The sequence below is a fragment of the Pseudomonas mendocina genome, from assembly GCF_003008615.1.
Taxonomy (GTDB): Bacteria; Pseudomonadota; Gammaproteobacteria; order Pseudomonadales; family Pseudomonadaceae; genus Aquipseudomonas; species Aquipseudomonas mendocina_C.
In genome coordinates, this window is the sequence record NZ_CP027657.1 from 1,327,075 (window position 1) to 1,340,703 (window position 13,629).

The 13,629-nt window shown below is 61.7% G+C and carries 13 protein-coding genes and 3 tRNA genes; 10 read left to right on the plus strand and 6 right to left on the minus strand.

Annotated features, from left to right (window positions below; translation table 11 throughout):
* Positions 1-4: 4 nt before the first annotated feature.
* From C7A17_RS06190 to yacG, 3 genes are all read left to right on the plus strand, one after another.
* The gene (locus tag C7A17_RS06190; RefSeq protein ID WP_106737196.1) at positions 5-874 is read left to right on the plus strand and encodes a prepilin peptidase; all 870 of its coding nucleotides are present in this window, start codon (positions 5-7) and stop codon (positions 872-874) included.
* A 177-nt stretch (positions 875-1,051) separates the two neighbouring features.
* Complete coding sequence (gene coaE / locus C7A17_RS06195; RefSeq protein WP_106737197.1) at positions 1,052-1,660, plus strand: dephospho-CoA kinase; 609 nt, start codon at positions 1,052-1,054, stop codon at positions 1,658-1,660.
* A complete protein-coding gene (gene yacG, locus C7A17_RS06200; protein WP_106737198.1) occupies positions 1,657-1,851 on the plus strand; it encodes a DNA gyrase inhibitor YacG in 195 nt (64 codons plus the stop codon). The genes coaE and yacG overlap by 4 nt, the downstream gene beginning before the upstream one ends.
* 88 nt (positions 1,852-1,939) lie before the next feature.
* On the opposite strand, the gene C7A17_RS06205 is transcribed toward yacG, so the two are convergent.
* A complete protein-coding gene (locus C7A17_RS06205; protein WP_106737199.1) occupies positions 1,940-2,155 on the minus strand; it encodes a hypothetical protein in 216 nt (71 codons plus the stop codon).
* A gap of 103 nt (positions 2,156-2,258) precedes the next feature.
* Positions 2,259-2,948, minus strand: a complete 690-nt coding sequence (locus C7A17_RS06210) for an energy-coupling factor ABC transporter permease (RefSeq protein WP_106737200.1) — start codon at positions 2,946-2,948, stop codon at positions 2,259-2,261.
* Positions 2,949-3,421: 473 nt separating this feature from the next.
* Here C7A17_RS06210 and C7A17_RS06215 point away from each other — a divergent pair, with 473 nt between their 5' ends.
* From C7A17_RS06215 to C7A17_RS06235, 5 genes are all read left to right on the plus strand, one after another.
* Positions 3,422-4,051: a DUF1780 domain-containing protein gene (locus C7A17_RS06215; protein ID WP_106737201.1), complete on the plus strand. Its 630-nt coding sequence runs from the start codon at positions 3,422-3,424 to the stop codon at positions 4,049-4,051.
* On the plus strand, positions 4,048-4,542 hold the full coding sequence (locus tag C7A17_RS06220; protein ID WP_106737202.1) for an MOSC domain-containing protein: 495 nt from the start codon (positions 4,048-4,050) through the stop codon (positions 4,540-4,542). Before C7A17_RS06215 ends, C7A17_RS06220 begins: the two co-directional genes overlap by 4 nt.
* A 207-nt stretch (positions 4,543-4,749) precedes the next feature.
* A complete protein-coding gene (locus C7A17_RS06225; protein WP_106737203.1) occupies positions 4,750-4,923 on the plus strand; it encodes a DUF3094 family protein in 174 nt (57 codons plus the stop codon).
* Positions 4,924-4,986: 63 nt separating this feature from the next.
* Complete coding sequence (locus C7A17_RS06230; protein WP_106737204.1) at positions 4,987-6,288, plus strand: NAD(P)/FAD-dependent oxidoreductase; 1,302 nt, start codon at positions 4,987-4,989, stop codon at positions 6,286-6,288.
* Positions 6,289-6,476: 188 nt separating this feature from the next.
* Positions 6,477-8,357: a potassium transporter Kup gene (locus tag C7A17_RS06235; RefSeq protein WP_106737205.1), complete on the plus strand. Its 1,881-nt coding sequence runs from the start codon at positions 6,477-6,479 to the stop codon at positions 8,355-8,357.
* A gap of 48 nt (positions 8,358-8,405) precedes the next feature.
* Here C7A17_RS06235 and C7A17_RS06240 read toward each other — a convergent pair.
* From C7A17_RS06240 to C7A17_RS06250, 3 genes are all read right to left on the minus strand, one after another.
* Positions 8,406-8,481 (minus strand) — tRNA-Lys (locus C7A17_RS06240).
* Between the two features lie 5 nt (positions 8,482-8,486).
* Positions 8,487-8,563, minus strand: a tRNA-Pro gene (locus C7A17_RS06245).
* A 9-nt stretch (positions 8,564-8,572) separates the two neighbouring features.
* A tRNA-Asn gene (locus C7A17_RS06250) sits at positions 8,573-8,648 on the minus strand.
* Positions 8,649-8,854: 206 nt separating this feature from the next.
* Here C7A17_RS06250 and C7A17_RS06255 point away from each other — a divergent pair.
* Together C7A17_RS06255 and C7A17_RS06260 are read left to right on the plus strand one after the other, a co-directional pair.
* Entirely contained in the window at positions 8,855-11,191 is a 2,337-nt protein-coding gene (locus tag C7A17_RS06255; RefSeq protein ID WP_106737206.1) for a DUF1631 domain-containing protein, read from the plus strand.
* A 9-nt stretch (positions 11,192-11,200) separates the two neighbouring features.
* Complete coding sequence (locus C7A17_RS06260) at positions 11,201-11,533, plus strand: PilZ domain-containing protein (RefSeq protein WP_106737207.1); 333 nt, start codon at positions 11,201-11,203, stop codon at positions 11,531-11,533.
* A gap of 150 nt (positions 11,534-11,683) precedes the next feature.
* Here C7A17_RS06260 and ettA read toward each other — a convergent pair whose 3' ends face one another.
* The gene (gene ettA, locus C7A17_RS06265; RefSeq protein WP_106737208.1) at positions 11,684-13,348 is read right to left on the minus strand and encodes an energy-dependent translational throttle protein EttA; all 1,665 of its coding nucleotides are present in this window, start codon (positions 13,346-13,348) and stop codon (positions 11,684-11,686) included.
* Positions 13,349-13,629 lie beyond the last annotated feature (281 nt).

Consider the following 13,629-nt stretch of genomic DNA (forward strand, 5'->3'; position numbering starts at 1 on the left):
TTTTATGTCCTTCGTTATTTTCCTAGCCACCCACACCGTGTTCTTTACTTTTTGTGCTTGCATATTTGGCCTGCTGATTGGCAGCTTTCTCAATGTGGTGGTCTACCGCGTTCCGCTGATGCTGCAGCGTGACTGGCAAAGCCAGGCGCGTGAGGTGTTGGAGCTACCGCCAGCACCTCCGGCACAAACCTTCAATCTGGTTCTACCCAACTCCTCCTGCCCAAACTGTGGCCATGAGATCAGGCCTTGGGAAAATATCCCTGTCATCAGCTATTTATTCCTTCGCGGTAAATGCTCGAACTGCAAAACGCCGATCAGCAAACGCTACCCCATCGTCGAACTGGCCTGCGGGCTGCTTTCCGGTTATGTCGCCTGGCATTTCGGCTTTACCTGGCAGACTGGCGCGATGCTGGTGTTGGCCTGGGGGTTGCTGGCGATGAGTCTGATCGATGCCGATCACCAGATTCTGCCGGACGTACTGGCTTTGCCGCTGTTGTGGCTGGGCTTGATCGTCAACTACTTCGGGCTGTTTACCAGCCTGGAAGACGCGCTGTGGGGGGCGATTGCTGGCTATCTGAGCCTGTGGTCGGTGTACTGGCTGTTCAAGTTGATCACCGGCAAGGAAGGCATGGGCTATGGGGACTTCAAGCTGCTGGCCATGCTTGGCGCCTGGGGCGGCTGGCAGATTCTGCCGCTGACCATTCTGTTGTCGTCCCTGGTTGGCGCAGTGCTTGGGGTAATTTTGCTGCGCCTGCGTGGTAGCGACTCCAGCACGCCTATTCCCTTCGGGCCTTATCTGGCCATAGCCGGGTGGATCGCGCTGCTCTGGGGCGATGTGATTACCGGTAGTTATCTGAAATTCGCTGGATTTTGAGCTAACCCGGCAACACTCGTCACTCCCGCGAAAGCGGGAGCCCAGGAGTAGTCGTGACGCCACAAGCCGGATCCCCGCCTTCGCGGGGATGACGGATTGCGGCACACGCGGTTCGCATCATCAAGCAATCCCCCCTACAATCGCGGCCTTGAGCAATAACGAGACCGCATTGGCGCTATGAAACCCTGGATACTCGGCCTGACTGGCGGCATTGGCAGCGGCAAGAGCGCAGTGGCGCAAGGCTTTATCGAGCGCGGCGTGCATGTCGTGGATGCCGATCATGCCGCCCGCTGGGTCGTCGAGCCTGGACGACCAGCGCTGGCCAAGATCGTTGAACACTTCGGCGACGGCGTACTGCAGGCGGATGGTCAACTCGACCGCACCGCACTGCGCAAGCTGATCTTTGCCGACCCCGAGCAGCGCCGTTGGCTGGAGAGTCTGCTGCATCCGTTGATCGGCCAGGAGATCGCTCAGGTGCTGGCTCGCGCCGAGTCGCCCTACGCCATCCTCGTTTCACCCTTGCTGGTCGAGTCCGGCCAACACCGCATGACGCAACGCGTGCTGGTCGTGGACACGGCGGCAGAGCTACAGGTGCAGCGCACCATCAGCCGCGACCAGAGCTCCGAAGAGCAGGTGCGCGCCATCATGCAGGCTCAGGCCAGCCGCGAAGAACGCTTGCGTCATGCGCACGATGTGTTGGTCAACGACCGCGATCTGGCCTGGCTGGATGCGGAGGTCGAACGCCTGCACAACTTCTATCTAACCCTGCGCGGAGGCCAGTCATGACCACTATCGTCCAATGCCCAACCTGTGGCGCACCTGTCGAATGGAAGGTGGAAAGCACCTACCGCCCCTTCTGTTGCGAACGCTGCAAGCTGATCGACCTCGGCGCCTGGGCCGCCGAAGAGCATGCCATTCCCGGAAATGACCTCGAAGACGAGCTGTTCAGCGGTGATCTGCCGACGCGGCCGCATTGATTCGAGCCCTTACCTGAGCGGGATGTTGATGCCAACGACAGGAACAGCCTCTACACAAATCAGCCTGCGCATGGCGCACCCTACCCGGCTATGGACGCATAAAGGCGTAGTCGCGATCATCGTCGAGGTTGTCGGCGAGAAACTGCAGCTCGTGCGCCAGTTCCTGCGGCTCTCGCAGTCGCCTGTTGCGCTCGACCACCTCGGCGAGCAATGCACGCATTGCCATCAGTGAATCGATACCCTGTGCTTCGGCGTTGTGCAGATCCGCCTGCACCGCGGCTCTGGCCCATTGATGAACGCTCATCCTGTTGCCCTCCGTGTTTGCCTCAGCTTGCCGTCTGCTCGCAGCATGGACTTGATCCGGATCAAGTCTCGCTGCGCCATTCAGCAGGCCGATACGGAGCTATTCACTCGTCTCGATCACCTTCTTTCCAAGGCGCTTGCAGGTAACGGCTGCGGTTGAAGGTCTCCAGCCAGTCCGGGTAGAACACCACCAGGGCAGTCACCACCATGCCGTTGATGAAGGCCTCGGGGAACATCACCAGCCAGAGATAGCCGGCGAAGTCGTCCAACCAGGGCGGCATGGGGAATAGCCCATCCAGCCAGAGCAGCCCAAGGCCACCCAGCAAGGTCAGCAGGGTCGCCAGTGCAGCCGGGAAGAAGCCACAGCAGAAGATGTAGACAAACAGATTGCGTGGCTGCGCGCGCTCTACGCGAAGTGCACACACTTCGGTCACCAGCACCGGGATCAGCACCAGCAGCACGCCGTTGACCCCGAGCGCAGCCAGATCCAGACGACCGATGGCCAGTAGACCGAGCTGCGCCGCAAGCCCTGCCAGCACCGCCAGCGGCCAGTCCAGCAGCAAGGTGACCGCCGTCATGCCGATGAAGTGATAGGACAGCCCCGAGTCGAAATCGCGACGCACCAACCAGAGCAGAAACAAGGCCAGCATAGTGCCGAACAACAGGTGCTGGCGGCGCAGATCGCTGAACAGCTCCAACCACGGCGCTCGCATCACCGCCCAGAGCAACGCCACCCCGTAGATCAGCCAGCCAGCGAGCAAGGTGCCGAATGCCAGCAGGTTGGAAGCGATCATGCGTAGACACCCTCTCTTTCGTTCGTCGCACTCATGCTGCGCAGTCTACACCGGCACTTGCCGGGCCTGGGCAATTGGGCAAGAACTACAAGATGCGTATTACTGCTGTTTCCCATCATCCCCTACGCAAGCGGCACAACCGAAGAAGCTGTTTTACCTCCGCCAGAACCAAGCGAATACAGAGAACCTCTAGCTTGGCCTAAAACCAAAGCGCCTGGATGGCTCAGCGGTCTATCACACACCTGGATCCCCGCGCAGGCGGGGATCCAGGTGCCCGGCGTCAAGTCCAGCGCTGGATGACTCCCCCTTCGGGCCAGCGCAAACGCTGTTCAGCGACGAAGCCGCGCCCCTGCCTGCGTGCGGGGGTGGTTGTCTTCTATGCAGCCCTCATACTCGGAGCCTTCATGCGATTACCCTGCTCGTTACACAGCAAGCGCTAGCAAGCCAACCTGCGCTGCGGCTAAGCTCTGGACATGGACGACTCCGATTATCTGCGCTTACTCACGCACCAAGCCGAACAGGCCAACGCCTTTCTCTCCAACGCGAAGAAATGGGAGCGCGAGCGCTGGGTCTGTCAGCGCCTGCTGCAGGCGTTGAACGTGCGCCATCACACCGACGACTTCACCTCCAGTGGGCAGGAGCCGCCAGACGTGCTGTTTCGTGATGCCAACTTCGAGGTGTTCTTCGTCCTCGATGAAGGACGCCGTCTCAACGACGAATGGCGCGCCGAGCTGGAGCGTCGGCGTAGTGCCTTTTCCCTCAGCCAACTGGTCAGGCGCGAAGCCCGCCCCAAGCGTATCCCTGCCAGCGAGATGCAGGCACGATTGGGGCCGACCCTGCGCAAGAAGGCCCACAACTATCGCGAGCGCGGTATCGATGTGGGTGAACTTGACCTGATCGCGTTCGTCAGCCTCAAACGTGCCGTGCTGGACTGCAACAGCCATTTCCCGCCGCCCACCGAGTACCTGCGTCAGGGCTGGCGTTCGCTGTCACTGGTCGGGCCACGCTTCGCCCGCGTGCTCTTTGCCCACCCGGATGCGCCGGACTTCCTGCGCCATAACCTGGGCCGCAGCTTACTGTTCGACGTTGGTATCGGCCTGTGAGCCCATTGCAGGAATTGCTTGCCGAGGTACCACAGGTCGGCCGTGTACGCTGGATGGGTGTACGCCCGAAAGCGCGCGAAGCCATGCTCGAAGTAGAGGCTGTGGAAGCGCGCCGCGAGGCTGGGCTGACCGGCGATCACAGCCGCCCCGGCCCACGTAATGCACGCCAGGTCACGTTGATTCAATGGGAACACCTGGCGGTGGTTGCCGCCCTGCTTGGCCGCGATGCGCCTATGCAGCCCAGCGAGCTGAGGCGCAATATCGCGATCGCCGGAATCAACCTGTTCAGCCTCAAGGGCCGACGCTTTCGCATTGGCCAGGCTTTGCTGGAGACCACCGGCTGGTGCCAGCCGTGCGCCCGCCTAGAAGAACGCCTGGGCCCTGGCACCTTCCAAGCCATGCGCGGACACGGCGGAATTACCGCGCGAGTAATCCAGGGCGGCATCATTCGCCTGGACGATGTCGTGCAGGTAGAGCCACTGGATACCTGACGCACAAGCCAGGCCTGCACGCCAAGGCTGACGAGCAGGCCATTGAAAAACTACCTGCGTTGGCAATACTGCGTTAAAAACGACCTAAAAATGCTCATTTACAGCAGTAAACTCCGCTTTTTCGGTCGTTTTTGCCTGGTCTTGCCTGCCTCGCCTACGTTCTTCAACAGCCTGCTAGAATAGTCGCAATCAAGCAGAGGCCTACCGATGACCAGCCGCCTGAGCCCCGAAGACCAGCAGAAAGTCGACCAGTACCTGAGTGCACCGCAGCATCAGGTTGAGCGCCAGCCCTTTCGCGTTTGGCGCCTGCTGGTGGTCGTCCTGGTCGTGGTCGTCGGCCTTGGCCTGCTGAGCCGCTTTCTGAGTCGACTGGTGCTATGAGCTGCCTCGCGCTCGCCCTTTCGCACTCACACCGCCTTTTTCAAAGCCTTGTGAGCATTATCCATGTCCCATCGTATCGTGATTGTCGGCGGCGGCGCCGGCGGTTTGGAGCTGGCCACCCGTCTGGGTAGAAAACTGGGCAAGAGCGGCGCAGCCCGAGTCATCCTAGTCGACGCCAACCTCACCCACATCTGGAAGCCCCTGCTGCACGAAGTGGCCGCCGGCTCGCTGAACTCCTCGGAAGACGAACTGAACTACGTGGCCCAGGCCAAGTGGAATCATTTCGAATTCCAGCTCGGCCGCATGTCCGGTCTCGACCGCGCCGGCAAGTGCATCACCCTCGCGCCTACTCTGGACGACGATGGCCAGGTGCTCATGCCCGAACGCCGCATCGCCTACGACAGCCTGGTGATCGCGGTCGGCAGTACCACCAATGATTTCGGCACGCTGGGCGCTGCCGAGCACTGTATTTTCCTCGATACCCGTGAGCAGGCCGAACGCTTCCACCGGCGCATGCTCAGCCATTACCTGCGCGCGCACGCCAGCGAGCACGAGCAGGGCACGCAGATCGACATCGCCATCGTCGGTGCAGGTGCCACTGGCGTCGAGCTGGCCGCCGAACTGCATCACGCGGCGCAGCAGCTGGCGGCCTATGGTCTTAACCGCATTCGCCCCGAAGACATGCGCATCACCCTGATCGAGGCAGGCCCACGCGTGCTGCCAGCACTGCCCGAGCGCATTGCCCGCCCGGTGCATCAGACCCTGGAGAAGCTTGGCGTCACCGTGCTGACCGGCGCGGCCGTCAGTGAAGTGACCGCCGACGGCCTGAAGACGGCTGACGGCAACGTCATCCCGGCCAGCCTGAAAGTCTGGGCCGCCGGCATCCGCGCCCCCGGTTTTCTCAAGGATCTGGACGGGCTGGAGAGCAACCGCATCAACCAGTTGCAGGTGCGCCCGACCCTGCAGACGACGTTGGACGACGACATTTTCGCCTTCGGCGACTGCGCAGCCTGTCCACAGCCGGGTAGCGACGGCCGTAACGTACCGCCACGCGCGCAAGCCGCGCACCAGCAGGCATCCCTGCTGGCCAAATCACTGCGCCTGAGGATCACCGGCCAACCGCTGCCGGAATACCGCTATCGCGACTACGGCTCGCTGATCTCACTGTCGAGCTTTTCCGCAGTCGGCAACTTGATGGGCAATCTGACCGGCAGTGTAATGCTCGAAGGCTGGTTGGCGCGGGTGTTCTACGTGTCGCTCTACCGCATGCACCAGATGGCGCTGTACGGCGTGCCACGCACCCTGCTACTGATGCTCAGCGACCGCATCGGGCGCAGCACCGAGCCGCGCCTCAAGCTGCACTGAAGCTGTCTATACTGGGGCACGGACGCCCCACTTGATCGCCAGTATCCTGCTCGGCGACGTCAGCCTTCTCGAGGCCCCCGGCATGACGACATTATGACCGTGCAACGACCTCACCCCGACCGCCTCCCGCTTTCGGCAACAGCCTGACACCTCCATTCAAAAAATCCGCCCGCAACGGAGCATCGCAGATGCACCCAAGCAACACCTCTGCCGCCAAACCCTCAGCACTGGCCTTACTGGTAGCCGCGACCGGGGTTGTCTACGGCGACATCGGTACCAGCCCGCTCTACACCCTGAAAGAAGTCTTCAACTATGGCGTGGCTCCCAATCACGAAGGCGTGCTGGGGATTCTCTCGCTGATCATCTGGTCACTGATCTGGGTGGTATCGGTCAAGTACGTGCTGTTCATTCTGCGCGCGGACAACGACGGTGAAGGCGGCGTAATGGCCCTGACCTCACTGGCACAACGCGCCGCACGCAACCATCCGCGCCTGCGCAAGGTGCTTTTGCTGATCGGCTTGTTCGGCGCGGCGCTGTTCTTCGGCGACAGCATGATCACCCCGGCGATCTCGGTGCTATCCGCCGTCGAAGGCCTGCAGATCGCCTTCGATGGCATCGAATACTGGGTCGTGCCACTGGCGCTGGTGATCCTGGTCAGCCTGTTCCTTATCCAGAAACACGGTACGGCACGCCTCGGCACGCTGTTCGGGCCGGTCATGCTGCTGTGGTTCAGCGTGCTCGCGCTGCTGGGTATCCACGGCATCAGCCAGTATCCAGAAGTGCTCAAGGCGCTGAATCCTTACTGGTGCATCCACTTCTTCATCGTCCACCCCGGCATAGGCGTGGCCATCCTCGGCGCCGTGGTACTGGCCCTGACCGGTGCCGAAGCGCTGTATGCCGACATGGGTCACTTTGGCCGCAAACCTATCGCTCGCGCCTGGTTCTTTCTGGTACTCCCCGGCCTGCTGCTGAACTACCTGGGTCAGGGCGCCTTGATCCTCGCCAACCCTGCTGCCGCACACAACCCGTTCTTCCTGTTGACGCCAAGCTGGGCGCTGCTGCCGATGGTCGCACTATCCACCCTGGCCACGGTGATCGCCTCCCAGGCAGTCATCTCCGGAGCATTCTCGCTGACCCACCAGGCCATCCAGCTGGGTTATATCCCACGTATGTTCATCCAGCACACATCGGACACCGAGCAGGGGCAGATCTACATCGGCACGGTGAACTGGATGCTGATGATCGGCGTCGTGTTGCTGGTACTCAGCTTCGGCTCATCCAGCGCCCTGGCTTCGGCCTATGGCGTGGCCGTGACGGGAACCATGCTGATCACCACACTGCTGGCGGCCGCCGTGATGCTGCTGTTGTGGAACCTGCCCAAGTGGCTGTCACTGCCTATTCTTGGGGGGTTCCTGCTGGTCGACAGCCTGTTCTTCATCGCCAACCTGCCCAAGGTACTGGCAGGAGGCGCCTTCCCACTGGTCGCCGGCATCGTCCTGTTCGTGCTGATGACCACCTGGAAGCGCGGCAAGGAAATCGTTTTCGAGCGTCTGGGCGAGAATGCCCTGCCGCTGAGCGTGTTCAGCGACAGCATCAGCCGCCAGCCACCACACCGCGTCAAAGGCACGGCGGTATTTCTCACCGCGCGTACCGACACGGTGCCGCATGCGCTGCTGCATAACCTGCTGCACAACCAGGTACTGCACGAGAAGGTGGTGCTACTGACCGTGGTCAGCGAAGACACCCCGCGCGTAGCCCTGAACAAGCGCGTGGAGGTGCAGGAACATGGCGAGGATTTCTATCGGGTAGTGCTGCACTTCGGCTTCATCGAGCGACCCGACGTACCAGAAGCCCTGAGCCAATGCCATGTCGAGGGGCTGAGCTTCGAGCCGATGCACACCACGTACTTCCTCAGCCGGGAAACGGTGGTTTCGACGCGCCGTATCGGCATGGCGCGCTGGCGCGAGGTGCTGTTCGCCTTCATGTTGAAGAACGCCAACAGCAGCCTGCGCTTTTTCAACTTGCCCCTGAACCGGGTGATCGAGCTGGGTACTCAGGTGGAAATCTGAAACGCAGAAACGATGAAGCCCGCACTTGGCGGGCTTCATCGTTGACTATGGTGGGTCGTGTAGGATTCGAACCTACGACCAATTGGTTAAAAGCCAACTGCTCTACCAACTGAGCTAACGACCCAAAAATGGTCGGGGTAGGGGGATTCGAACTCCCGACATCTTGCTCCCAAAGCAAGCGCGCTACCGGACTGCGCTATACCCCGATAGGAAGTTGGCTCCGCGACCTGGACTCGAACCAGGGACCCAATGATTAACAGTCATTTGCTCTACCGACTGAGCTATCGCGGAACTTCGGTCTTCCAGCTCCGTTGCGTTTCAGCTTTCGCTTTCCCGCTTCAGAGGCGCGCCATTTTACGTAGCAAAACTTCCCTGTCAACCCCTGCAAACTGCTTTTACGACAATGCTTTGCAGCGCGAGCATGGACTACTATATGTTTCATCGCACAGCGGCACGACGCAGGACGCGCCAGCCGACGACGCCAGCCAGGATAGTCCATGAGTAACCAGGGCAAGCCCCCCAGCCATCCGAAGGTGGTCAGCCTCGCCAGCCGCGGCATCCAGCCGCGCTTCAGCGACCTGGTGCAGGCCTGCCGCAAGCTGGTGATGAACCGCCTGGCGGAACACCTGAGCGGCGTCTTCGGCCAGGTCGACGATACCCTGTTCGAATGTGCCGAGAAGGCCGAGAACAACAAGGTACAGACGCTGTTCTTCGACAGCATGCGCGAGATTCGCCGCCAGCGTCCGCAAATCGAGCGCAGCTACCACCAGACGATCGCCAACAACTTCTCCGATTTCCTCGACGGCAAGCTGCAGAACCAGTCCCAGACCGAACTCGACCCGGAGCATCTGGCCCTGGTACAGAACGAGGATTACGAAGAGACCCTGCAGGTCACCAATATGGTCAGCCGGGTCAAGGCGCGTTGTACTCAGCCGCTGTTCGCCCTGGAGCAACGCCTGGCCCTGCTCAATAATGGCCAGAAGCTCGGCGAAGACAGCAACCCCTTCGGCCCACAGGCCATCGCCCAGGCGTTTCGCGACGCGCTGGCGCCCTGCCCTTTCCCGCTGCAGATCAAGACCATCCTCTACATGCTCTTCGATCGCCATGTGATGCAGAGCCTGGATTCGCTCTACGGCGCGCTCAACCAGCGCCTGATCGATGCCGGCGTGCTGCCCAACCTCAAGTACAGCGCGCAGGTCAACCCGAGCGTCAGCCGCCCGCAGACGCCCAAGGTAGAAACCCAGACGGTTCAGGCGAGCGCTCAGAATCAGGGCCAGACACAGGGCAAATCCGGCCAGCCAGTCGCTGACATGCCACTTCTCGACCTGGATCTCAGCGCACCACCGCCGAGCGACCCAGGCGCCCTGTTCAGCGGCCTCTCCAGCCTGCTCGGCGAAAACCGCCAGAGTCATCCGGATACGCCGCTGCTCGGCGGCACACGCAGCATCGTCAGCTTTTCGCCACGTGAGGCCAGCCGTACCTACAGCGCCAACGAGCTGCTCGCTGCGCTCAACCGTATGCAGCAGCAATCGGCGCACGAACTGGCCCAGCGCCTGCACAAGCCACAGCCCGTGGAAGGCCTCAAGGCCGACCTGCAGCAGCAACTGGAATCGCACAGCAGCCTGCCAGGCGACAGCAAGGTGTCCGACCAGGAAGCCGACGTGATCGACCTGGTCGGGATGCTGTTCGACTTCATCCTCGACGACGAGAACCTGCCGGACAGTTGCAAGACAGCACTGTCACACCTGCACACGCCCTATCTGAAAATCGCTCTGCTGGACAAGGCGCTGTTCACCCAGCACCACCACCCTGCTCGCCGCCTGCTCAATACCATGGCCCAGGCCGGTGTAATGTATGGCAACGAAGGCGACGAACGCGGCCTGCTGGCGAAGATGCAGTGGGTAGTAGAACGAGTGATCAACGGTTTCAGCGGTGATCTGAGCCTGTTCGACGGCCTTATCGACGAATTCAACGAATACGTCGAAACCCTGCGCCACAAGGTGGAGCTGCGAGAACGCCGCGCCGTGGAGGCCGCCAAGGGTCGGGATCGCCTGCTCGGAGCCCGCGAGCAGGCGCTGGAAGTGATTCAGCGCTGCGTCGAGCAGCGTGATCTGCCCGCAATCATCCGCAACTTCCTCGAACTGACCTGGGCCGACGTGCTGGTCTTTGCCCTGCTGCGCCATGGCGACAACAGCGCCGAATGGCGTCGCCACTGCGAAGTCGCCGAACAACTGGCCTGGAGCGGCATGCCGCTGAGCGAAGAGGACAAAAAGCGTTTGCAGGAGCTGCGCGTACCTCTGCTAAGCGACCTGCGCAAAGGTCTGGAGCTACTTGGTGGTTACCACGAGGACGGTATCCGCCGCCTGTTGCAGGATCTGGTGGCCTGCCAGCACGCGGTGCAGGCCAAGCAACCACAGCTGGCGGCCCAGCTCAAACCGACGCTACCGGAAAGCCCGCTCGGCGCCATGCTCGGCGAAGATGCCGACCTGGCGCGCCAGGCTCCGCCGCGTACCAAGCTCTCGAGCCGCGCCCAGGCACTGACCAAGGAGCTGGCCAACGTCGAGTTCGGCACCTGGTTCGAATTCGTCGAAGGCGACCAGAGCCGCATACTCAAGCTCTCATGGTTCAGCCCCACCACCCACAACTACATGTTCGTCGACAACAGCGGCCAACGCGTGGCAATCAAACCACTGACCCTGCTGGCCAGCGAAATGGAAAAGGGCCTGGCCCGCATCGTCACTCCCGAACGCGCGACTCCACTGGTCGACCGCGCACTGACCGCCATCTACCGTGTGCTGCAGCGCTTCACTGGGCGCACAGCCGAACCCCGCTGAGGAATTTCCATGGAAGAGCGTCGTCAACACAGCCGCCATGGCACCGAGATGCAGCTGGAGGTCTTCGACCTGAACAGCGGGCAGCGCCTGGGCCGCATCGTCGACCTTTCTGCCGATGGCTTCATGCTGTTCAGCGACACGCCGCATACAGCCGATGCCGTGCTGCAATGCCGGCTGGTCTGCACCTCGGGCAGCGATGCGGTTCAGGAGGTGCGCCTGGGCGCCGACTGCCTATGGAGCCGCCCCGGCGCCGATGGCCAGCACTGCTGGGCGGGTTTTCACATCATCGATCTGGCCGAAGACCAGGCCACAGCACTGGACAGCCTGCTGGCGAAGCTCTGAAGCCGTAGGGTGACATCGTAGGCATGCTGAAACGAAAAACGGAGCCCGAAGGCTCCGTTTTTCATCCAGGCACAACACCTGGTACTGGGTTACGCCGCGCACTGCGATAGCGGCACCTGAACGTTCGGCGATTGGCGCCGCTAACCCACCCTACGCCAGCTTCTTGTAACGCACGCGGTGCGGCTGGGCAGCGGCGTCGCCGAGGCGTTTCTTGCGATCCGCTTCGAACTCGGTGTAGTTGCCTTCGAAGAAGTTGACCTTGCCATCGTCCTCGTAGGAGAGGATGTGCGTGGCGATACGGTCGAGGAACCAGCGATCGTGGGAGATCACCACCGCGGCGCCAGGGAAGTCCAGCAGCGCCTCTTCCAGCGCGCGCAGGGTTTCCACGTCGAGGTCGTTGGACGGTTCGTCGAGCAGCAACACGTTGCCGCCCTGCTTAAGGGTCAGCGCCATGTGCAGACGACCGCGCTCACCACCGGAGAGATCCTTGACGAACTTCTGCTGGTCGGCGCCCTTGAAGTTGAAGCGACCGACATAACCGCGCGACGGTACCTCGTAGTTGCCGACCTTGATCATGTCGAAGCCGTCGGAGATCTGCTCCCACACGGTCTTGTTGCCTTCGAGCGCCTCACGGCTCTGCTCGACGCTGGCGATCTGCACGGTTTCACCGATCTCGATCCGGCCTGAGTCCGGTTGCTCCTTGCCGGTGATCATGCGCAGCAGGGTCGATTTACCCGCACCGTTACCGCCGATCACACCGACGATGGCGCCTTTCGGAATGCTGAAGGACAGATCGTCGATCAGTACGCGGTCACCGAAGGACTTCGACACGTTGACGAAATCGATGACCTTGTCGCCCAGGCGCGGGCCAGCCGGGATGTAGATCTCGTTGGTCTCGCTGCGTTTCTGGAATTCCTGCGATTGCATTTCCTCGAAACGCTGCAGGCGCGCCTTGGACTTGGACTGACGTGCCTTGGCGCCCTGGCGTACCCATTCAAGTTCGGCTTTCATCGCCTTGGCGTGCGATGCCTCGGCCTTGGCTTCCTGGGCCAGACGGTTGGCCTTCGACTCCAGCCAGCCGGAATAATTGCCCTCGTAGGGGATGCCATGGCCACGGTCGAGTTCGAGAATCCAGCCAGCGACGTTGTCAAGGAAGTAACGGTCGTGGGTGATGGCCACCACGGTACCGGGGAAGTCGTGGAGGAAGCGCTCCAGCCAGGCTACCGAGTCGGCATCCAGGTGGTTGGTCGGTTCGTCCAGCAACAGCATGTCGGGGGCCGACAGCAGCAGGCGGCACAGGGCTACACGGCGCTTTTCACCACCGGACAGGTGCTCGATCTTCGCGTCCCACGCAGGCAGGCGCAGAGCGTCAGCGGCGACTTCCAGCTGGCGCTCCAGGTTGTGGCCGTCGGAGGCCTGCAGAATCGCTTCCAGCTTGGCCTGTTCGGCGGCCAGGGCATCGAAGTCGGCATCCGGCTCGGCGTAAGCGGCGTACACCTCATCGAGGCGGGCCTGGGCCTGCTTGATTTCGCCTACGGCCTCTTCGACGATGTCGCGCACGGTCTTGTCCGGATCCAGCTGCGGCTCCTGCGGCAGGTAGCCGACCTTGATCCCAGGCATCGGACGGGCTTCACCATCGATCTCGGTATCGACACCGGCCATGATGCGCAGCAGGGTCGACTTACCGGCGCCGTTGAGGCCCAGCACGCCAATCTTGGCGCCCGGGAAGAACGACAGGGAGATGTTCTTGAGAATTTCACGCTTCGGCGGGACAACCTTGCTGACCCGATGCATGCTGTAGACGTACTGAGCCATGGATAACCTGACTTGTGAGAATTGGGAGCTGGAAACGGCGCGCCATGCAGGTCGCGTGAAAAACATGATGAATGCGTCGAGGGCGCAATCTCTTGGCTATGTTCGCGTTAGCTGTTGTACACCCTGTAGGAGCGGATTTATCCGCGAAATTCGCGGCTGAAGCCGCTCCTACCCAGAGGCCGGATCGCTAACGCGGGGTAGCCATCAGTTTTCACACCACCTGCGCGTACGCAATGTGCAGAGACCTTAGCCCCTGCGAAGGCGAACGCCAAGTACCGCGC